This window comes from Palleniella muris, assembly GCF_004792655.1.
In the GTDB taxonomy this organism is placed as follows: domain Bacteria; phylum Bacteroidota; class Bacteroidia; order Bacteroidales; family Bacteroidaceae; genus Prevotella; species Prevotella muris_A.
Genome location: NZ_SRZC01000004.1, coordinates 18,240 through 40,031, shown reverse-complemented (window position 1 = coordinate 40,031; position 21,792 = coordinate 18,240). Strand labels below are relative to the sequence as shown.

At 47.7% G+C, this 21,792-nt stretch carries 15 protein-coding genes; 10 read left to right on the top strand and 5 right to left on the bottom strand.

Going from position 1 to position 21,792, the window contains the following annotated elements; translation table 11 throughout:
• Positions 1-29 precede the first annotated feature (29 nt).
• Positions 30-4,949 carry an alpha-2-macroglobulin family protein gene (locus E5358_RS03385; RefSeq protein WP_135938879.1) on the top strand — a complete coding sequence of 1,640 codons (4,920 nt, stop codon included), beginning with the start codon at positions 30-32 and terminating at the stop codon, positions 4,947-4,949.
• A gap of 46 nt (positions 4,950-4,995) precedes the next feature.
• Positions 4,996-6,330 (top strand): DEAD/DEAH box helicase, encoded by a 1,335-nt coding sequence (locus E5358_RS03380; RefSeq protein ID WP_135938878.1) that lies wholly within the window; start codon positions 4,996-4,998, stop codon positions 6,328-6,330.
• 654 nt (positions 6,331-6,984) lie between these two features.
• Here the strand turns inward: E5358_RS03380 and E5358_RS03375 are convergent.
• The 3 genes from E5358_RS03375 to E5358_RS03365 all read right to left on the bottom strand — a co-directional run bounded on the left by E5358_RS03375 (position 6,985) and on the right by E5358_RS03365 (position 12,052).
• Positions 6,985-10,209 carry an ATP-binding protein gene (locus tag E5358_RS03375; protein WP_135938877.1) on the bottom strand — a complete coding sequence of 1,075 codons (3,225 nt, stop codon included), beginning with the start codon at positions 10,207-10,209 and terminating at the stop codon, positions 6,985-6,987.
• A gap of 92 nt (positions 10,210-10,301) precedes the next feature.
• Positions 10,302-10,961, bottom strand: coding sequence for a bifunctional 4-hydroxy-2-oxoglutarate aldolase/2-dehydro-3-deoxy-phosphogluconate aldolase (locus E5358_RS03370; protein ID WP_135938876.1), 660 nt, complete (start codon positions 10,959-10,961; stop codon positions 10,302-10,304).
• 68 nt (positions 10,962-11,029) lie between these two features.
• On the bottom strand, positions 11,030-12,052 hold the full coding sequence (locus tag E5358_RS03365) for a sugar kinase (RefSeq protein ID WP_135938875.1): 1,023 nt from the start codon (positions 12,050-12,052) through the stop codon (positions 11,030-11,032).
• 238 nt (positions 12,053-12,290) lie between these two features.
• Between E5358_RS03365 and E5358_RS03360 the strand changes: the two genes are divergently transcribed.
• The 6 genes from E5358_RS03360 to E5358_RS03340 all read left to right on the top strand — a co-directional run bounded on the left by E5358_RS03360 (position 12,291) and on the right by E5358_RS03340 (position 18,407).
• A complete protein-coding gene (locus tag E5358_RS03360; protein ID WP_135938874.1) occupies positions 12,291-13,355 on the top strand; it encodes a LacI family DNA-binding transcriptional regulator in 1,065 nt (354 codons plus the stop codon).
• Between the two features lie 124 nt (positions 13,356-13,479).
• Positions 13,480-14,976 carry a UxaA family hydrolase gene (locus E5358_RS03355; protein ID WP_135938873.1) on the top strand — a complete coding sequence of 499 codons (1,497 nt, stop codon included), beginning with the start codon at positions 13,480-13,482 and terminating at the stop codon, positions 14,974-14,976.
• A gap of 124 nt (positions 14,977-15,100) precedes the next feature.
• Positions 15,101-16,366: a Na+/H+ antiporter NhaC family protein gene (locus E5358_RS03350; RefSeq protein WP_135938872.1), complete on the top strand. Its 1,266-nt coding sequence runs from the start codon at positions 15,101-15,103 to the stop codon at positions 16,364-16,366.
• The gene (locus tag E5358_RS03345; RefSeq protein ID WP_135938871.1) at positions 16,363-17,019 is read left to right on the top strand and encodes a hypothetical protein; all 657 of its coding nucleotides are present in this window, start codon (positions 16,363-16,365) and stop codon (positions 17,017-17,019) included. Before E5358_RS03350 ends, E5358_RS03345 begins: the two co-directional genes overlap by 4 nt.
• Before the next feature lie 240 nt (positions 17,020-17,259).
• Entirely contained in the window at positions 17,260-17,424 is a 165-nt protein-coding gene (locus E5358_RS15040; protein WP_168354567.1) for a hypothetical protein, read from the top strand.
• Positions 17,425-17,549: 125 nt separating this feature from the next.
• Positions 17,550-18,407, top strand: coding sequence for an inositol monophosphatase family protein (locus E5358_RS03340; RefSeq protein ID WP_338400488.1), 858 nt, complete (start codon positions 17,550-17,552; stop codon positions 18,405-18,407).
• Positions 18,408-18,572: 165 nt separating this feature from the next.
• Here E5358_RS03340 and E5358_RS03335 read toward each other — a convergent pair whose 3' ends face one another.
• Positions 18,573-19,076 carry a hypothetical protein gene (locus E5358_RS03335; protein WP_135938869.1) on the bottom strand — a complete coding sequence of 168 codons (504 nt, stop codon included), beginning with the start codon at positions 19,074-19,076 and terminating at the stop codon, positions 18,573-18,575.
• Positions 19,077-19,571: 495 nt separating this feature from the next.
• On the opposite strand from E5358_RS03335, the gene E5358_RS15265 reads away from it, so the two are divergent.
• Together E5358_RS15265 and E5358_RS03325 are read left to right on the top strand one after the other, a co-directional pair.
• Positions 19,572-19,868: a WYL domain-containing protein gene (locus E5358_RS15265; RefSeq protein WP_277821146.1), complete on the top strand. Its 297-nt coding sequence runs from the start codon at positions 19,572-19,574 to the stop codon at positions 19,866-19,868.
• Positions 19,841-20,221 (top strand): DUF6946 family protein, encoded by a 381-nt coding sequence (locus E5358_RS03325; protein WP_135938867.1) that lies wholly within the window; start codon positions 19,841-19,843, stop codon positions 20,219-20,221. Before E5358_RS15265 ends, E5358_RS03325 begins: the two co-directional genes overlap by 28 nt.
• A 164-nt stretch (positions 20,222-20,385) precedes the next feature.
• On the opposite strand, the gene E5358_RS03320 is transcribed toward E5358_RS03325, so the two are convergent.
• Positions 20,386-21,693 carry an alpha-l-rhamnosidase gene (locus tag E5358_RS03320; RefSeq protein ID WP_135938866.1) on the bottom strand — a complete coding sequence of 436 codons (1,308 nt, stop codon included), beginning with the start codon at positions 21,691-21,693 and terminating at the stop codon, positions 20,386-20,388.
• Positions 21,694-21,792 lie beyond the last annotated feature (99 nt).

Below are 21,792 nucleotides of genomic sequence, written 5' to 3'. Positions count from 1 at the left end.
AAGCCATCACAACCCCAAAACTTTGAACGATGAAGAAGATTACAACCATACTTTTTTCTGTATTCCTTACCATCACAGCGTCAGCGGGAAACTATGATTATATATGGAGAAAGTACTGTGAAGCTGTCAAGAAAGACATGTATCAGGATGCGCAGGAACAACTGAAAAAGATAGAAAAGCTGTCAGAGGACGACCCAGTCCTCGCTGCTGTCTATAATACAATAAGGAAAGATTACGACAAAGCACTCAGCAATCCTGACCTTTTGGCAAAAGAGAAGTCCACGCCATGGAACCAAATAATCAACAAGGGCGAGGACGACAAGCTGTGGAACTATGACCTCCTGAGCATAATCGGGCATCAGGCGGGCCGTTATGAGTTCCTGAAGCATTACTATGACAGCATCGGAAACCATTCTGCCGCATGTGCGGAACTGTATTTCCAGGTGCAGAACATCAACACTTTCGAGGACGATTTCTCACTGTCGACAAGGCGCAAACTGCTGAAAGACGGCATCGCAAAATACAAGAATGTCGAGGAAGTGGCACTCCTCGAGCAGGCTTACTATGCCACTATGCTACGTGATGACGACATTTCCAACAAGTCGCGCTATGACTATCTTCAGAAAAAGATTGCGGAATATGCCGGCAACAAATACGTCAATTTCTTCAAAAACCGGCTTGCTGACTTGACAAATCCGCAGTTCGGAATGAAACTTGGCGAGAAACTCACACTCCAAAACGTACGCAACATTGGCAAACTCACCATCGAGTTCCTGCCAATGAACTGCGACGGAAAGCTCTCTCTAAGCACCAACCGCAAGGAGGATTTGCCGAAAATCCTTAAACTTGCAAGTGGTTCATCCGCTCGCACCATATCACGCGACTACTCTTCCCACAAACCATGGGAGGTTGCCAATGACACTCTTGACCGTCCGCAACTACATATCGGCGTGTATCTTGTAAAAGTCTCTTCCGGCAAACTTACCACTTATGATGTATTATACAACTCCGACATAACCGTACTTTCCCTTCCCATTGACCAAGAAAAGCAGCGATTTGTCGCCGTTTCGACAACAACGGGCAAGGCTATCCCGTCATGTTCCATTGTCATCACTAAGGAAAGAAACAGCAAAACAGAGAAAACACTCTCTTTGGTGACGGACGCAAAAGGAGAAGTTGTGTGCAAAACTGATTTCCAACCGAACAGAATTTATGCCTACACCACTACCGACAAAGCGTTCCGGAAAAAGAATTACCATAATTATTTCAGCTACTATACCCACAAAGAGGATAAAGACATTCTCACCGTCTTCACCGACAGAGCTGTCTACCGACCGGGACAGACCATCAAAGGCAGCATTGTGGCACATAATGCTTATAACACCGACTCTGTTCATGTCATTGCAGGAAAGCAAGTTAACATCACTATCAATGACACTGACCACAAAGAAATCTACACCGACTCTGTCATAACCGACGCGCATGGCAATGCCGGCTTTGAGTTCGCCTTGCCAAAATCTGTTGAGAAAAACGGGCATTTTACCATCTTTGCAAAGACGAACAACAGTGTCCACTCCTCTGCGACAGTCTTTGTGGAAGAGTACAAACGACCGACATTCGAGGTTAATGCCGTTGACGACAAGTCACTTTATGCCAACCCTGACAGCACCTACCGTCACGGCGACAGCATCAGTGTGGCTTTTGAGGCCAAGACTTTCACGCAAATGCCGGTAGCCAATGCCGATGTGGAATACACGATACAGCGCCGTACAGGCTTCTATCGTTGGGGCAGACAGCGCATTGTGGCTAACAATGTGAAAACCGTAACCGACAGCAATGGCAAGATTGTCATCCCTCTTAACATCTCTCTGCCGGAGGAAGGCTGGGGAACTTATGTCTATGACATCACCGCAAAGGTCACTTCCAAGGACGGAGAGTCACGCGAAGCAAGGACAAGTGTGCGCGCAAGTGTTGCCAAAAACGGCAAGATTGTGCCTCTCTACGCTCCCAACAATGGCAGTGATAAAGAAGAACTCGTAAAATTCAACGTGAGCAGCGAAGAATTTCCACATAAAGGAAATGTCGTTTTCACCGTCAGTGACAGTGCTTCCACCGAGCCGTTGCATGTCTATTATTCACTGTTTGCTGACAAAAAATGCCTCCTACACGACCGCTTCACAGTGAAAGGGGCTTACAAGAAGGCATTCACCTACAAAAAGGAATACGGCGAAAACCTTATAATAAAATGCGTGGCAATAAGGGACGGCAAGACCTATACTTACACACAAAGCATCAAACGTCCGCAGCCTGACCTCAAACTCACACCAACTTGGACAACATTTCGCGACAGGACACAGCCAGGAGCTATGGAGACATGGAGCTTGCGCATAACAGGCGGAAAGGACAAAAACACTCCTGCCGGCTCTGCCTCGCTGATTGCCACTGTCTTCGACAAGAGCCTTGACCTTGTGGCAAAGCACTCTTGGGGCATTGATGTCATAAGAAACTCTTTCAGCCTTTATAACAACTGGTCTGCACACAACACAACATCACTGTGGTGCAGCAAGTCTGCAACCTACAAGAGTCTGACAGAAAATTATATCAATTACGGCTCTTTCAAACCGGAATTGCTCTACTATGCTGAGGAAGAAATGGCATTAATGCCAAACGCAGCCGGCGGAATACGCATCCGTGGTGCACGCCCGCTGATGATGGCCGCTGCAAAACAAGCGGCACGCAATGCCTATGACTCTGCCGATCCAAAGGCTGTCGGGACATTTAATGTCACGGAAAGCAGTGCCGAAGACAGCGGATATGATACCACAGAAGAATTAGGCGAGGTCAAAGACGCAGAGAATCTTTCAACGCTCGTGCGCACTGACCTTGGCGAGACAGCCTATTTCACACCGTCACTCGTAGCTGACAAGGACGGAAACCTCACCATGTCGTTCCGCATGCCTGAGACAATGACGACGTGGAGGTTCATGGGATTCGTCCATGATGACAAGATGCGCCATGCGTTTATTGACACAACGTGCGTCGCACAGAAGGCAATCATCGTCAAGCCTAACATCCCTCGCTTCCTCCGCGAAGGCGAAAAGAAGAACGCCGACCAACCGGTGTTCATGGCAACCGTAAGCAACACCACCGACAAGGACATCAATGCGAATGTCACAATGCAACTCCTCGCAGCCGATGCAGAGACAGTCCTTTGGGAAAAGAAGACTGTTGTCACTGTCAAGGCAAAAGGCTCGGAGGCTGTAAGCCTTGATGCTCCAGCCGTAACGCGCAATGACAGTGTGCTTGTCTATCGCATTGTGGCTGCCGATGCTGACGGTTCCAGCGACGGTGAGCAGCAGTTCATCCCTGTGCTCCCTGCCGTTGAGGAGACTATCTCCACCATTGCGTTCATGCAACGTGGTGACAGCGTCTTCACAACAAACATCAAGGACTTGCTCATCAACGGCAGCACCGACCGCAAGATGACTGTGCGCTACACGGCAAACGCTGAGCGTGTTGTCCTTGACGCTATCCCTCACATCACCCGTCCTGCACACAAGGATGCACTGTCACTCGCCACTGCGGTGTATGTCGGCACGATGTATCCTGCCCAAACGCCTGACTCTCTCCTCACTTCTGTGACAAAAGAGCTTGCCGAAATGCAGCTTTCTGACGGCTCATGGTCATGGTGGAAAGGCATGTGCGGTTCTCCTTACATTACGGCAAGCATAGCCAAATACTTTGCTCGCCTGCGTTCAAAATACATTGCGACAGCGGAGACAGACAAGATGCTGGAGAAAGCGATGCCTTATCTCTTTGAGCGTCTCGGCAAAGAGGTGGAAAGACTGAAGAAATTCAAGTCTGCAAAGGGAGTCCATCCTTCTGAGCTTGCGACAGAAATCCTTTACATCTGCGCCTTGCAGAAGGACAATGGCAAGACTTTCGGCAGCAAAGCGGAAGCGGACATCAAGTATCTTGTCAACCTGTTGGAGAAAATTCCTGCCGAATTCACTATCTATGGTAAGGCTCAGAGTGCGGTGATTCTCTCACGCTACGGCAAGCGCGCCAAAGCGAAGGAGTTCATCGAGAGCATGCGCCAGTACTCTGTCTACACGCCGGAGGCAGGACGCTACTACGACACTCGCAAGGCTCACTACTCCTGGCGCAACTACAAGATTCCTACCGAGGTGGCTGCCATAGAGGCTCTCCGCATCGTTTGCCCTGAGGACAAGCAGACCGTTGAGGAGATGCAGCAGTGGCTCTTGCACGAGAAGCGCACCCAGCAATGGGACAATTCTGCAAACACTGCCGATGCGGTATGGGCATTCATGAGCGGCAACAATGACATCGAGATGAACCGCGACATAGCCTATAAGCTGACTATCGGTGGAAAAGAGGTGAAAGACGGTGACATCATTGACATCCAACCGGGACAGACTGCCTTCTCTGCATCCAAGGATTCCAAAGGCACGGCATGGGGCGGACTGCTCGTCACACAGCGTGCGCCACTCTCATCCGTAAAGACACGTGGCACATGCTTCTCTGTCAAACGCGAGATTGTCGGTGACAAGAACCCTGCTGTGGGAGACAAAGTCATTGTGCGCATCACTGTCAACGCCGACCGTGACTATGATTTCGTGAAGGTAACCGACAACCGTGCGGCATGTCTTGAACCGGTTCAGCAGCTCAGTGGCTACCAATCAGCAAAGACCGATGGCACAGCACGCGGCTCATGGAGCGGATACTACCGCGAGACAAAGGACAACATGACAAACTATTACTTCGACTCGATGGCAAAAGGCACACACATAATCGAGACAGAGTACTTTGTCGACCGCGAAGGAAGATACCGTCAGGGCACTTGCACCGTATCTTGCGCCTATGCACCGGAGTTCTCCGCCGTAGAAGCCCCTGCGGTTGTGGAAACCAAAGGTGGGACGGTAAAATAAAAAGAACACAGCAATTTAAAAACAACAAAACAAGAAAAAACATTTAATGAAATTTGAAGAATTAGACCTCTCGTACAATATCCTTGATGCACTCTACGACATGAAGTTCGAGGAATGCACCCCAATACAGGAAAAGACCATACCACACATACTCAACGGCGAGGATGTCCTCGGCATCGCACAGACGGGAACAGGTAAGACAGCGGCTTACCTCCTGCCGGTGCTCTCGCTCATTGACGACTACCCTGACGACTTTCCAAGCGATGCAATCAACTGCGTCATCATGTCGCCGACCAGAGAACTTGCACAGCAGATTGACCAAGCGATGCAGGGATTCGGCTACTACCTTGACGGAATATCCTCAATCCCTGTCTATGGCGGCAATGACGGCAACCGATTCGACCAGGAAGTGAAAGCCATGAAGGAAGGTGCAGGCCTTGTCATTGCCACACCGGGACGCCTTATCTCACACCTGCAGATTGGAAATCTCGACCTCTCACGCTGCTCATTCTTCATCCTCGACGAGGCCGACCGCATGCTTGACATGGGATTCTCCGAGGACATCATGAAGATAGCAAAGGAGCTTCCGCCGACATGCCAGACAATAATGTTCTCGGCAACCATGCCGGAGAAAATCGAGGAACTTGCAAAAACAATCCTCAAAAACCCTGTGGAAGTGAAGATTGCAGTGTCAAAGCCTGCCGAGAAAATCCAACAGGCGGCTTACGTCTGCTACGAGCCGCAGAAGCTGCGCATCATAGAAAGCATATTCCGTCAAGGCGACTTGCAGCGCGTAATCATCTTCTCCGGCAAAAAGACGAAGGTCAAGGACATTGCCACCAAGCTCACACGAATGAAAATCAACTGTGGGGCGATGCACTCCGACCTTACACAGGCGGAGCGCGACGACATCATGTTCCGCTTCAAGGCAGGACAGATTGATGTGCTTGTCGCCACGGACATCGTATCAAGGGGTATCGATATCGATGACATCCTTATGGTAATCAACTACGATGTGCCGCATGATGCTGAGGATTATGTCCACCGCATAGGACGCACGGCACGTGCACAGAGGGACGGACGCGCCATCACTCTCGTCAGCGAGAATGACATCTATTATTTCCAGATGATAGAGAAATTCCTTGAACGCGAGGTCACAAAGCTCCCTATGCCTGACGGTCTCGAAAACGGTCCTGAGTACAAAACCGCAAAGAAAGACTTATCACGCCAACATCAGGGAGGAAAACGCAACGCCCGACCTTCACAACGCCCAAAGACAAACAAGGCAAAACAAAACAAGGAGGGTGCCCCTAAAAAGAAGCAAAACCGTCCGCATCGCAAGCCTGTCAACAAAAGCAAAAAGGAGAAACCTCAAAGCTGATCAGTCGTCGGACACCTGAAAACGGGAATCCCTTGCAGGTGTAACAAACACACGGTATTAAATGACACATTGAACGGTTACCTTTTGCATGATGAAAGGTAACGCTTGACTTAGTGAAAGGTAACACTTTGCCATGCAAAGTGTTACCTTTCATTGTATCTATACTATTTTAACATTTCTTGTTTTATTAGTTTTGCAAAACTGCGATTTTGATAACAATATGCAAACTACAACAACCCATTTGTTTACATATTAGCAAAACAACTGTTGGTGTCTTACTTAATAAGAAATCACTAACTTTGAAATGAGTTTCATTTGCGAGGACTCGCATATCAACACCCTATTTAACGTGAGTTCGACGAAATTACGATAATGTGTGGAGCACAACCAATTTTTTAAACAACTAAATTGGATTATTGGTGTTATCAGGTAAAACGCAGAATACATCTCTGATTGTGTACGTAATGTACGGATATTCCTGTGCAGAGAACCGCTGACGCGGTTTACAAGACAATCCCCTTTTTGAAGAAAAACCTCATAAGATGGGGATATATAAGAGCTTTGCTGCTTGTCATTATTTTTCATTCGGACACCAATAATTTACAATTCATTTATCGGTCTGACCAATGCGAGAATCGCATACACCAATGATTTTCACATCTTTGGAGCAACAACCTGAAATGCAGAACCTTCCAATGTCGTGCCACACCTGTGGAGCGTGAACATCTCACCAAGGTCACGGACTATCTGCGTGCAGATTCTTATGCGTGCCTCGTCATGGCGCGTGATATCTATACGGTAGATAATGTACTGCCCATCGCTTTCGTCCGGCAAAATGTCCGCCTTACGCTGCCCACTCAGCCGGGCAAGATTCCGCAGAAGAATATCCATGAGGATGGCAGGCGGAAGTTTCTGACGGCTGTTTGCCATAGCCTGCTGCGCCAATATGCCGTAAACCGCACGATAATAGCGTGTCACCTCATCCAGTTCGCAATACGACCGGTCAGCGTCCGCATCAAGAAGCAGTTGGCGGATACGTGAAGGATAGTACATTGTTTCATGCTTTATGGCAGAAAAGGAGTTAGCCATCACATTGTCAAGGACATGCAGTCTGTCACGCTCAAAAGCCATTCTGTCATTGCGTTCACGCAATTCGGCAAGCTGTTTCTCACGCTTTCTCCTTTCCCTGCGCATGGCATCCATGGCAGAACGGACATCCTTGATGACATATTTGTAGTACGCAAAATAGTAGACAGGCAGGAAAAGGAAGAGCAGAAGGACAAGAAGGACTATCGCCACATTGCGGTTTGTCTCTGTGACCTGCATGCGCCGGCAGTAGTCGGCAAGCGTGGTGTCGGCATAATATTCCTTGTACATCTGCGTGTAAATAATGTTGTTGTACGCATAGATGTCCCATTCATGCAGGGCAAGAGCAGACACAGCAATCTCATTGCGCAAGGACATCAGCAGCTGATAGTCAAAGGGAACGGAGTCATTCAGCCAGCGCATGTCTGCGGAAGACGCCATCTCACGGTCAAAGAACATCAGTGTGTCGTTGCGCTGTCCGCCTCCGGCAACATAATCCTCGTTGATTTCCTCTATGCAACGTTTCGCAAAGCCAAGTGCTTCGGAGTATCTGCCTTTCACATTGCACTCATAGACGCTGTCGGCAAGGGATACATAGTCCTGTGCACCGGCACTGAAGGACAAGGCAAATGCCATAACCGCCATGGAAAGACGCTTCACGCCCACAGGCAAACGGAAGAAAAAGCGCGAGCCTCTGCCCTCTTCACTCTCCACACCTGTCATGCAGTCGGCAAAAAGCGCATTGGTCTTCTTGTACTTTTCAATGATTCCCTTACAGTTGATAAGTCCGAATCCATGGGACATGCCGGCAGTGTTCATGCCACGTGTCACCTCGTCCGCAATCGGTTTCACATCAAAGATACGCTCTGTCTGCCGTTCCGTCATGCCACAACCATTGTCCTCGACAGAGATTTCCACCATGCTGCCATTTCCTTCCCTGCGCGCATAGACCTTTACATAACCATCGCGCGCTGCGAATTTCCTCGCATTGTCACACAACGTGTTGAGCATAAAGAGTGTAAGGCTCCTGTCCGCCTTCACCGTCTCGGCAGTGTCTTCCACTTCAAGCCTTATGCCTCGATGCGTGTAGCTTGCGGCATTCTTGCGTATGATGTCAAACAATGGCTGCAAAGGGAATGACTCTATGTGGAGGGACAGTTCGCCCTGTCTCAGTTTTATCCATGTTGTAAGGAAATCATTCCGGCTGTTTATCTGCTCCACAAGCTCCACTATGTATTGCCTGCGCCCCTCACGCACCTCCTCCGACTCTGCCTTTCCGCAAAGCGATGATGTCTCGTGCAGCATCCGGTCTATGAGTGGTGTCATCGAGTTTATCAGGTGCATCTTGGCGCGATGCTCTGCATAAGTCTCCTGAAGTACGGAGAGTTCATGCTCTGTCATGGCACATTGCTCCTCACACTCCTCCAATTTCTCTTCAAGATCCGCTATCCCCAGCCGGCTTTCCTCTTGCATTGACGACATTTTTGCCAAAGGCTTTCCGGCACGTGTCATGCGTATGCGGCGCATGACGAGATAGAGAAGGAGGAACAAAAGCGCGGCAACGACACATATTATTATATATATAAGTATGTTGAGCCATTGCACTTGGCTGCCAAGCTGCTCGGCACGCGCCTCCAACTGCTTGTCCTGGCGCGTGTTCTCGTAAAGGTCAAGATATGTGTTGCGGTGCCGGTCGCTCTCCGGCTTCATGTCCATTGCCGAGAAAGCTATCGAGAACTGTTCGTGGATTGATGCCATGAGAGCAGGAGCCTGGGCTATTGCGGAATCACCTTTCACCGCCTGCTGCAGAGAGTAGACGGCACCGGGATAGTCACCGATACGGATATAGCAGCGTGACAAGGTACGCCATGCAGCCGCCTGTTGGTAGACATCACCATAGTCCTTGAACAGCCGCAGAGCCTTGTCGGCAAGGGTTCCCGGCACGAAAGAGCCTTGTATGCTGTCAATGCCCATGTACCTTCGTGCCAAGCGTTCGTCAGGCATTTCCATGTTCGGGTTATCCATCATTTGCTCACTCAGTGCCTGCAAGACATTGGCACACCAATAAATGTAGCCGTTCTCACGAGAGATGATGTAGCAAAGCATCAGGCATTCCAGCTCTTGGTGGGCAATGTTTTCCTTTGTTCCATGGCGGAGTATGCCGCCGGAACCTATATTGTAGAGAAAAGCGACGTACTGTGCCGTATCACGGCGCAGCCCGACAAGACTGTCAACCTTCAGGTGCGACGCCACTGCAGCGTCTGTGTTTCCGACATAATAGTCATAGACAGAGGAGACAAGATACAGCTCACTCTCGCCGTACAACAGCCTTTCCTGCTCATGTTCCGACAGTGCCGGCTGCTCTGTTTTTATGCGCTTCAAGTGCTGCAACGCATTCTGGCGGTACTGGTAGTAGTCCTTATTGGCAGAGCAACGCTGGCAGATGCGCATCTGCTGGACAGAGGCAATGAGAAGTTCTATGCTGTTGTCCGTCGTCTGATGCACTTTTCTCAAAAGAGAGTCTGCGACAGCATACTGCATCTTGCCTATATGATGAAAAGCCAGATTGTTCAAAGCCTCAGCCCTTTGGTCTGCGGATGCAGCAGGAAGCGTCAGGACACTGTCAGCATACAGTTTTGTTTTTTCAAGCGAACGGTAGTGCTGTGAGTAGGCTATCCTGTTCAGACGCAGTGCCACTTGGTCATTATCCGAACAGGAGTAAAAAGAAAGCAGACTCCCCATCATCGTTATGATGATAGAAAGTCTGCCTGTTATGTTGCTTATAAATGACAACTTATTTTCCTCAATTATCGGCTGTCCATGGAAACACACTGTAATGCGTCCTTGGATATTCTCCTGTCTGTGAACAGCCGTGTATAGGGTTCTTACTTCTTGCAGTAGCTGAGAGCCTCTTTGCACTTGTCAGTGATGTACTGCCAGTCGCCTGCTGCAACCTTGTCCTTAGGGAAGAGCTTGGAGCCCATGCCTACGCAGAACACACCTGCTGCAAACCACTTCTCAAGGTTCTCCTTCTCAGGAGCAACACCGCCTGTGACCATAATCTTTGACCAAGGCATTGGAGCCATAAGGCCTTTGATGAGGTTTGTGCCCACAACGTCGCCCGGGAACACCTTTGTGAAGTCGCATCCCACTTCCTGAGCCTTGCCGATTTCAGATGGTGTGAGGCATCCCGGACAGTATGTCACGCAACGGCGGTTGCAGACAACAGCAACGTCAGGGTTGAAGAGCGGACCTACAACGAAGTTTGCACCAAGCTGGAGGTAAAGAGCTGCTGTAGGAGCGTCAACAACAGAACCGATACCGAGAGCGAGCTCAGGGCACTCTGTGTTAGCCCACTTAGAGAGCTCACCGAACACCTCGTGAGCGAAGTCGCCACGGTTAGTGAACTCGAAAGCGCGTACGCCACCTTCGTAGCAAGCCTTTATTACATTCTTACAAACCTCAACATCCTTGTTATAGAAAACAGGAACCATAGGTGCTGCAGCGATTTTCGCCATCACCTGAAACTTATCGAACTTTGCCATTACTTTATTTACTATTTTTTTATTTGTCCTTAGTAATAGTAGTAAATAATTCCTAAATTGTCAACCAATTAGCGCTGTACGCGACCGTTAGCGTTACCACCAGCAAGAGCCTCTACCTCAGAAGCATTGACGAGGTTGTAGTCACCGTTGATAGTGTGCTTGAGAGCAGAAGCAGCAACAGCGAACTCAAGAGCCTCGCCCTGTGTCTCCTTAGTGAGAAGACCGTGGATAAGACCACCGGAGAATGAGTCGCCACCACCTACGCGGTCGATGATTGGGTTGATTTCGTAACGCTTTGACTGATAGAACTCCTTACCGTCATAGATGAGAGCCTTCCAGCCGTTGAATGTTGCAGAGTAAGACTCGCGGAGAGTAGATACGACATACTTGAAGCCGAACTCTTCCTTCATCTGCTTGAAGATGCCCTCGTAGCCGGCAGCATTTGTCTCGCCACCCTCAACGTCTGCGTCAGGCTTGAAGCCGAGGCAGAGCTCTGCATCTTCCTCATTGCCGATGCAGACATCAACGTACTGCATGAGAGGGCGCATGATAGAGATAGCCTTCTCTGATGTCCAGAGCTTCTTGCGGAAGTTAAGGTCAACAGACACTGTCACACCGTGACGCTTGGCAGCCTCACAAGCAAGCTTTGTCAGCTCGGCAGCCTTGTCGGAGATAGCCGGAGTGATGCCTGACCAGTGGAACCAGTCTGCACCTTCCATGATTGCATCGAAATCGAAATCCTCAGGATTTGCCTCTGCGATGGCAGAGTTTGCACGGTCATAAATGACCTTTGAAGGACGCATTGAAGCACCTGTCTCGCAATAGTAAAGACCTACGCGGTCACCGCCACGTGCAATGAACTCTGTGTTCACACCGTAACGGCGAAGAGAGTTGACAGCAATCTGACCGATTTCATGAGCAGGGAGCTTTGTCACAAGATAAGCATCGTGACCATAGTTGGCACAGCTTACTGCCACATTTGCCTCGCCACCACCGGGGATGATGCGGAAAATGTCTGTCTGAATGAAACGATCCTGTCCATTAGGACTAAGGCGAAGCATAATCTCGCCGAGTGTCACCACTTTTGCCATAGTTTTGTTTTGATTTAAGTTATGTTTATAATGTTATAGATTATATTTGTTATAAATTATATCTCTCAATCCATACACTTGATTAAAATCATCTACAAAACTACACATAATTTTGCTAATAAAAGAAGAAAATAATGAAAAAAATGACTTTTTTTAATATTTTTATGGACTGTGTGTTCGCACAATTCAAATTTTATTACTATTTTTGCAAAGAATTCCAGAACAATATCTTCAATCAATGAGTCAAAAGGTAACAATAAAGGATATAGCAAAACGTGCCGGGGTCTCGGTGGGAACAGTTGACAGAGTGCTGCACAATCGCCCCAACGTGTCGAAATCTGCCTTAGAAAAGGTAAAGAATGTATTGGAAACCATAAACTACCAGCCAAACGCCTACGCTTCAGCAATGGCAACCAACCGTCATTGCACATTTTACCAGCTGTTGCCAAAGAAAGAATCCGAAGACTATTGGACTGAAGTTGAGGAAGGAGCCATGCATGCCGTAGAGACTCATCGGGACTTCAAGATAAATGTCCGTACAATCCGCTACGACCGTTTCTGTGCAGACTCGTTCCATGACACATGCCTGCAATGTATGACGGAAAAGCCAGATGGCGTGATTGTTGTACCGGCATCACTCGAATACACACGCACGTTCACAGACAAGCTCCACGAACTCGACATACCTTTCATATTCCTTGACTCATATCTTCCTGACCTGAAGCCTTTGGCATTCTATGGTCAAGACCCATTCTGCTCAGGGCAGTTTGCTGCCAAGATGATGATGCTTGTTGCCGGAAACGAAAAAGAGATAATGCTGATGAAACAGACAAGGAACGGAAATATCGCATCAAAGCAGCAGTATAACCGTGAAGTCGGATTCCGCCACTATATCAATGAGCATCACCCTGAAATAAAGGTAATAGAGCTTGACCTGCTACTGGAGAAAGATGCGAAGACGCACAACGAACTGCTTGAAGAGTTCTTTGAGAACCATCCGCAGATACACCATTGCATCACTTTCACCTCAAAGGCATACATCGTTGCGGAATTCATTCAGCGTACAAACCGCAGGAATGTACAGATAATGGGGTATGACATGATTAAAAAGAACGCGGAATGCATCCGCCAGGGCAGCATCTCATTCCTAATAGCACAACATGGATACATGCAGGGGTACAACTGTGTGGATGCACTGTTCCGTGCCATCATACTGAAACAGGAGGTGAACCCTGTGAACTATATGCCCATAGAGCTTCTCACGAAAGAGAATGTCGATTTCTACCAGCATAAGCAAATTTAACACCATCACACAAAAGTGGGCTGCATTTGGTGAAATGCTTTATCAGCAGGCACTTATGAATCCATTAACTGCATGACAGAAACTATTATATCAAAATCTTACAAACAATAAATCTAAACAAATTATGAAGCAGCAAGCATTTTTAAAAATCAATCCTGCCGACTCCGTAGTTGTCTGCCTCCAGCCTATTGCAAAAGGCACACAGATTGAAGTTGACGGAAAGTCCATCATCCTTCTTCAGGATACTCCTGCAGGACATAAAGTCCTTATCGAGGACAAGGCAGAGGGCGAGAACATCATAAAGTACGGTTATCCTATCGGACATGCCATGACAGCTCTCAAAGCAGGCGAATGGGTCAACGAGGACAACCTGAAAACAAACCTTTCCGGAAAACTTGAGTACACATACAATCCAGTAGACGAGAAACTGAACATTCCTTGCGAGAACCGCACATTCAAAGGATATGTACGCAAGAACGGTGATGTAGGTGTGCGTAATGAGGTGTGGATTGTACCTACCGTAGGCTGTGTAAACGGCATTGCAGAGAAACTTGCAGAGAAACTTCGCGAAGAGACTAAGTGTGAGGGCATCGACGCTGTCTACACATGGCACCATAACTATGGCTGCTCACAGTTGTCTGACGACCATGAGAACACAAGAAAAGTGCTCCGTGACCTCGTTCTTCATCCAAATGCAGGTGCTGTGCTCGTACTTTCCCTCGGCTGCGAGAACAACCAGCCAAAGGATTTCATGGAAATGCTCGGCGACTACGACAAAGACCGCATAAAGCTACTTGTCACACAGGATGTTGACGGTGATGAGGTTGAAGCAGGAATGGAGATTCTGCGTGACCTTTACAAGATTGCCAAAGAGGACAAGCGTGAAGATGTGCCTGTATCAAAGCTGCGCATCGGCTTGAAATGCGGCGGCTCTGACGGTTTCTCCGGCATCACAGCCAACCCTCTTGTAGGAGAACTTTCTGACTGGCTTGTGGCACAGGGTGGTACATCAATCCTCACAGAAGTTCCAGAAATGTTCGGTGCTGAGACAATCCTCATGAACCGTTGCGAGACAAAGGAACTTTTCGAGGACACAGTGAAACTCGTCAACGACTTCAAAGAGTATTTCCTTTCCCATGGTGAGCCTGTAGGAGAGAACCCTTCACCGGGCAACAAGAAGGGCGGCATCTCAACACTTGAGGACAAAGCTCTCGGCTGCACACAGAAGTGCGGACGTGCTCCTGTCAGCGGAGTCCTCGGCTATGGCGACCGTCTGCAGGTCAACGGTCTCAACCTCCTCTCTGCTCCAGGCAACGACCTCGTGGCTTCCACCGCTCTGGCAAGTGCAGGATGCCACATCGTGCTCTTCACGACAGGACGCGGAACACCGTTCGGAACATTCGTGCCAACAATGAAAGTCGCTACCAACCCTACCCTTGCAAGCCGCAAGTCAAACTGGATAGACTTCAACGCCGGTCAGCTTATCGAGGGCAAGGATATGCTCACAGTCCGCAATGAGTTCATTGACAAGGTGCTCGCTGTCGCTTCCGGCGAACCGGCACGCAACGAAATCAACGGCTACCGTGAGATTTCTATCTTCAAGAACGGCGTGACATTGTAATCATAAGGCGACTATCTCGCCATACAGCATAGTGAACAAAATCAGCGATACCAGTTGTGCAACAACAAGGAAACTGATTTTGTTCACTTTCATAATAACGGTAAAAGTTGGAAGTTGAAAGCACATGGCATTACTCCCCCTCCTCACATTCATAACACTGTATCTGGTCATATCCATCGTTATGGGCGATTTCTACAAAGTACCCATAACAGTGGCTTTTCTGGCTTCTGCCATAGTAGCCATAGCCACACTGAAAGGCAAACCGCTGAAAGAGAGAATAAAGGTGTTCTCCCATGGGGCGAGTTCTGAGAACATGCTTCTCATGATACTCATCTTCATCCTTGCCGGAGCATTCGCCTCTTCAGCAAAAGAGATGGGAAGCATTGACAATACCGTAAACCTTGCACTCGCCTATCTTCCACCGGACATGCTCATGGCAGGAATATTCCTTGCCGCATGCTTCATTTCCATATCCGTCGGCACAAGTGTCGGCACCATCGTGGCACTTGTCCCCATAGCCTCAGGGCTCGCTGCATCAACAGGGACAAGCATCGCCATGATGACAGCCGTAGTCGTTGGCGGGGCGTTCTTCGGCGACAACCTCTCATTCATCTCCGACACAACCGTTGTAGCCACACAGACACAAGGCTGCAAAATGAGCGACAAGTTTCGTGCGAATCTTCTCATAGTCGCTCCTGCCGCAATAAGCATATTCATACTGTACATAATCCTTGGACACAACACAAGCGCTCCTGCCGGAATCCATGAAGTCGATTTCCTTAAAGTCCTGCCTTACCTCTTTGTCCTTGTCCTTGCTGCCGTAGGGCTAAACGTGCTGGTAGTCCTTACCATCGGCACCGCCCTTACAGGAGTGATAGGCATCATGAGCGGAGCATTTGACGTCTTCGGCTGGATGCAGTCAATGAACACCGGTATTCTCGGCATGTCCGAACTCATCATCGTCACCATGCTCGCCGGCGGAATGCTTGAGATAGTCCGCGAGAACGGTGGCATAAACCTTATCATAAATCTCATAACACGCCACATTGACAGCCGCCGTGGAGGAGAGGCAGCGATAGCTGCCCTTGTCACTGTTGTCAATTTCTGCACCGCAAACAACACCGTGGCTATAATCACCGTTGGACCTATAGCCAAGCAAATAGCAGAAAAGTTTGGCATCGACCCACGCCGCTCGGCATCACTACTTGACACATTTTCATGCTTTGCACAGGGCATCATACCCTATGGAGCACAGTTGCTCATGGCAGGAGGCCTCTCCGCAATAGCCCCTATAGAGATAATCCCATATCTGTTCTACCCCTACGCCCTCGGAATATGCGCCGTAATGGCTATAATCACAGGTCGTCCATATCGGTTTACAAGCAAATGAACAAAACCAAAGAAATCATTTTCGACAACATCTTCATCCTCATGCGCCGCACTGCGTTCAACTCGGATGAAGAGACAATCCCCATGTCCCAATGGAAATGGCAGCAGGCAGAAATGCTCATGAAAAAAGCAGAAGAAGAGATTGAGCCTTACTCATGCGCAGAACGTTACCACTTTGTGAACAAATTCCAAGAAAAGAAAAGGGAAGCGATATGGGCTGAGGAACCTCACATGATAGACACATCGACAGAGACCTTGGAGTTCCTCAACCTTATTATATATAATATAGACCATATCGAGAGACAGGGATTCTCCATTCCGGGCATAATCCTCGTAGGGCAATACCTCCGCCAAAAAGGAGACCGTGTGGACTTTGTGAAACTTGACAACTGGATAAACAAGCTCCATATACGCCGCATGACGTCACTCATAGGGTCACTGCTGATTGACATCTTCCATTTCGATGCAGACGAACTGCCGTTCATGCACAAGAAATACAAAAACACAAAGGCACTCCTCTGCAATCAGCTGCAATGCAAGACAAAGAATGGTTTTGTAGGAAAGACAAAATCATTGCTACGCTATTCCCCTCTCGGTGCTGTCGGCTATTGGAGCCAAATTACAAAAAACGCACTTGACAACATCGAAGAATAAGAAACAACACCACTTTACAGCAGGAAAAATACCATAAATCTGCCGAAGACTTATACACACATTAAGATTAACATAATTTTAACTTTCATAGACCCATTGATAATCAACACTTTGCAAAAAAGTTACATATAACCTCCAAAAAAAAACATAAAAAAACTTTGCAGGATTCAAAAAAGTATGTACCTTTGCATCGTTTTAATAACAATTGATTGTTTTACAGATTTAAAAGCTTAAAAAGAAATGAAGAAATTGGTATTTATGTTCGTAGCTATGGCAGCTATCTCTTTTGCATCATGCAACGGTAACAAGACAACTCAGGCTGAGGCTACTGACACTGTTGACACAGTTGCTGTTGATACAGTTGCAGTTGACACAGTTGCTGCTGACACAACAGTTGCTGAGTAATCATCAACTTAATACGAACAGTACGACAGAAATGACCGCCGGCTCTCAGAGTCGGCGGTCTTTTTGTTTCCCTGGCAGCAGAGACTATCACAATCTTGTATTGGCATACACTTTGCCCATAGCCTGTGAAAAGTACCGGAAGAAAGAAACATCAAACCTACATAACACAACAACACATGATAGAAAAAGTAAAAGAAATCGTACTTGAAGCATCGCGCCTCATGGCAACAGATGCTTTTGAAATAGAAGAAAAAGACGGCATGGCAAACATTGTCACCTCGTCAGATGTCGCCGTTCAGGACTTCCTCTGCAAGCATCTCGCTGCCATTCTTCCCGAAAGCGGCTTTTTGTGCGAAGAGAAGGACATGAATGACATGTCACATGAGTGCACATGGATTATCGACCCTATCGACGGCACGGCAAACTACAGCCGCGGAATAGCACAATCAGCCATCTGCGTCGGACTGCGCAAAGGCTCGGAAATGCAGCTCGGCATGGTCTACATCCCTATCACAGGCGAACTCTTCTTTGCCGAAAAAGGCAAAGGGGCATATCTCGAAATGATTGATTGCGAGACAAAAACAACCGTGAAACCTGCCAGACGCATCAATGTCTCACAGCGTTCTTTCAACAATTCGCTGATGTGCACCGCACTGCCGGTCTACCATAAGGAGCACGCTGCCGTATGCTCGGCAATCATCAACGACACTTTCCCTCTGATTAACGACCTCCGACGCTTCGGTGCTTGCGCACCCGAACTGTGCTATGTCGCCATGGGACGCTGCGAACTGTACTTTGAATACATCCTCAGCCCGTGGGACTATGCCGCTGCATCACTCATCCTCACCGAAGCTGGAGGCATAATAACCGACCTCGAAGGCAATGCCGTCACCTGCGTTGACCCATGCGGACTCGTTGCGGGCAACTCTCCTGACAACCACCGCCGGTTGCTTGACATTGTGCACAAGCACTATCGTAAATAATCGGCAAACACAACATCCTACAAACAAGAAGCGTACTATCACAAAAAACAGTAGCGCTCCATCGCAAAAAATAGAGAAGGACAAAAAACATCCTTCTCTATTTTTTATGTACAAATGAAATCTTTGAAAAGTTCTAATGCGATTAGTACGGCACAACTTGTCAGTCTACATGTCTGTACATTTGATTAAAACAAAGATGTTGCTAAACTTGATTATCGGTTGTCCAAGATGAACGGAAAAATCAAATTCTTCATGCTTTGCCCATTCAAGGATTTCATCCATAACATCTTTTGGATAGTACATGGACAGTACCTTTTGTTCTAAGAGTTCTCCCCAAGTTTTCTCAGGAATTGTAAGAGCATTAATGTCTCTTATACGGCTGATACCCAATGCTACCCATACACAACTACTTCGGAAATCTCCTTGAGATTCGATAACATTCACATTAAAACGCAACCTGACTCCATCAACAAATCTCTTTATTTCCAACAAATCATTCACCAAGCCAAGTTCGTCAATATATTTTAGCTCCATTTTTGCATAGGTATAGAACATTTCATTGGCATTCAGCCGTTTAAGCCCGAATTTTGTCAAAGCCTCAATAGCCTCGATAGCGTTCTTTCTTACAAGAAGCTCTTGTTGATACATGTGTTGATTAATTGTTCCCATAATATTTTTACTTATGATTGAATATTGATTTTGAATGCAAAATTATAACTTAGCTATGCAGTAGCACTGCGCAACTGACAAAAAAATATAATTCTTTTAATAATCATTATGAGTTATGCAGAGTTTTTGCGCATCATTTTATTTACCTTTGCAATATAATAACACAAAAACCTAAAACAGAAGTGCATGATTAGCAAAACATTCAATCGCTATATTTGGTTGTTAAATACGCTTCTACACCAAAGGAAACTGACCTTTGAAGAGATAAGCAACCGTTGGAGGGATAGCTATCTAAGCGACGGCAAACCTCTTGCTTTAAGAACATTTCATGTGCACAGAGATGCTATATTTGAATTATTCGGTGTGGAAATAAAATGCGATACCTCCACATACAAATATTACATATCATCACCGGAGAGCCTTCGTCTTGACAAAACCCGTCAATGGCTGCTTAACTCTTTCACACTCTCAAACATGATTGAGGCCGGACATAATATGAAAGATAGGATTCTTTTTGAGAACATACCACATGGGACTGAGTATATCCAAACGGTAATCGAGGCAATGCAGCAGAGCAAGGAACTGATGATAGACTATCAACCATTCAACGGACACAGAGAAACTTATCACATTCAACCTTACGCCATGAAAGCCTACCAACAGCGTTGGTATGTGCTGGGATATATGAAAGAAGCAGAAAGCATCAGAAACATTGCCCTTGACAGAAGATTGGCGAAGACTTTGTTGCAGGCATTGAAGCAAAAGTGTCTGAGTCATTTGGCAAATCAATAGCCAAAGAGCTATGTAATGCGTCAGAAAACAAGCAGTACAGAATAGACACATTAGCCAAAGAATTATTTGGATGCGAAATCAATGAAGATACAGAAGACATAAAGTATCAACTGATGACAAGCACCATGGGCACCTTTTTCGAGGCTATTAAGAACTCAAAAAGCAAAGCATTGTTTCTCGTCATTGTATTTACTGACGGTATACCCCCAAAAGAAGAAAAAGCAGTAAACGAAAACAATAAAGATTATGTTGAATTCTGCAAATGTTTGGGATTACCGGAAAATGGTGGTACGATTAACAAACTAAACATAGAGTTGACAATCAAGAAAATTGAAATATCACTCAAATCATAGTCACCGTAATCCCTCGTCTGACAAAAGGTAACACTTCGCATGACGAAAGGTTACCTTCCATAACGCAAAAGGTCACAGTTCATGACACGAACTGTGACCTTTTGTTTTACATATAAATACGACAAGATTGATTCAATGTTATCTCATTGGTTTACAACACTATCCTACCGCACCTCAAGAACATACACCAGAGTCGGGGCGGCGTCCACCGCGCGCTCGCCATCGCCCTGCGATGTCTGCTGCACAAAGAGGTCAAGGCGTTGCTTGCTGCGCCATAACTCCGTGTCATGGCTCGGCTCCCATGCGCCAACGGAAAAGTCGGTAAGGTCAACAGTATGCCACTCGCCGTTGCATCCGGTGGTGGAATAGGCGTAGGAGACACGGCTGCCACGCTCGACATCACGATAGATGACACCGACATTCCTGCCGTCGGCAACTATCCTCGGACGGGAAATGGGAATCATCTTCGTGCCGCCGCCGGACAGTGAGAACGGTGTGGTACGCCGGGAAATGATACGACTGCCCCACTTCTCGCCGTCATACCACACCAGCCTGTACTGCGGAACAGTGGAATCACTGTCGCGCCAATAAGTCACAATGTACGGGCGTGAGTCGGCATCCGCTGTCATGGAAGTCTGGTTTATCAGCTCTGAGTTTTGCGGTATGCGCCAGGCGTATTCCGCATTCGCGGCTGTTATCGGCAGGGAATATGGCGTCCCGTCACTGCGAGTCCATGTCTTTCCTCCGTCGGCAGACCGCGCGTAGCACAAATCATGGTTTGTCTCCACAAGCCATGTCTCACGCCACACCCACGAAACATGGATGATGCCATTGCCGTCAACATACACCTGCCAGTACGGACTGCGCCGGTTCTCGCCGTCAATCAGCGAATCCCGGACCCTCAGCCACCGCTTTGCCCGCCTGTCATAACGGTTCATCGCCATGTTGCCGCGCCCTGAAGCGCCTGAGCGATAGACAAAGAGCAGGTCACCGTCGGCAAGGGTGTAGAACTCAGGATAGGTCACATTCTTCTCGTCAATCCCTGTCATCGGTTCCCGGTCACCAAGCGTAAGGCTGCCGGGAGCTATGCTGCGGGCATAGCGCAACGGATGGCCGTGGTGGTCAAACGCCACATGGAGGTAGCCGTCACCGTCAATGCCTATGCAGATTACGTTATGTCCGTCCCTGACATTCCCCTTGTATTGGCTGCGCTGCACAGTCCATTTGTCCGTCCCCATGCGCCTTTTGGCAAGGGTAAGGAAACCGTCAGCATCGTAATAGGACACATATTGCGTGTTGCCGTGCGATGCCACGGAGTTCGTACGGAACACCGCTGTATTGACGGAAGTGCCGCTCCAGCCGTTCCCAACCATCGAAAGGTGGGTCTTCAACGGCTTTTTCTTATGTTTTCTGGGAAATGCCGCCACACTTGTCAAAGCAAATATGGCAATAAGAAAGATATTGATTTTCATTTGGTTTGTTTTACATGGATTGCATAGTCTTCAGGTGCAAATTTACACAATATATCTGAAAAACGATTTCCTCGTATGCCAAAAACTTCCGCTATTCCA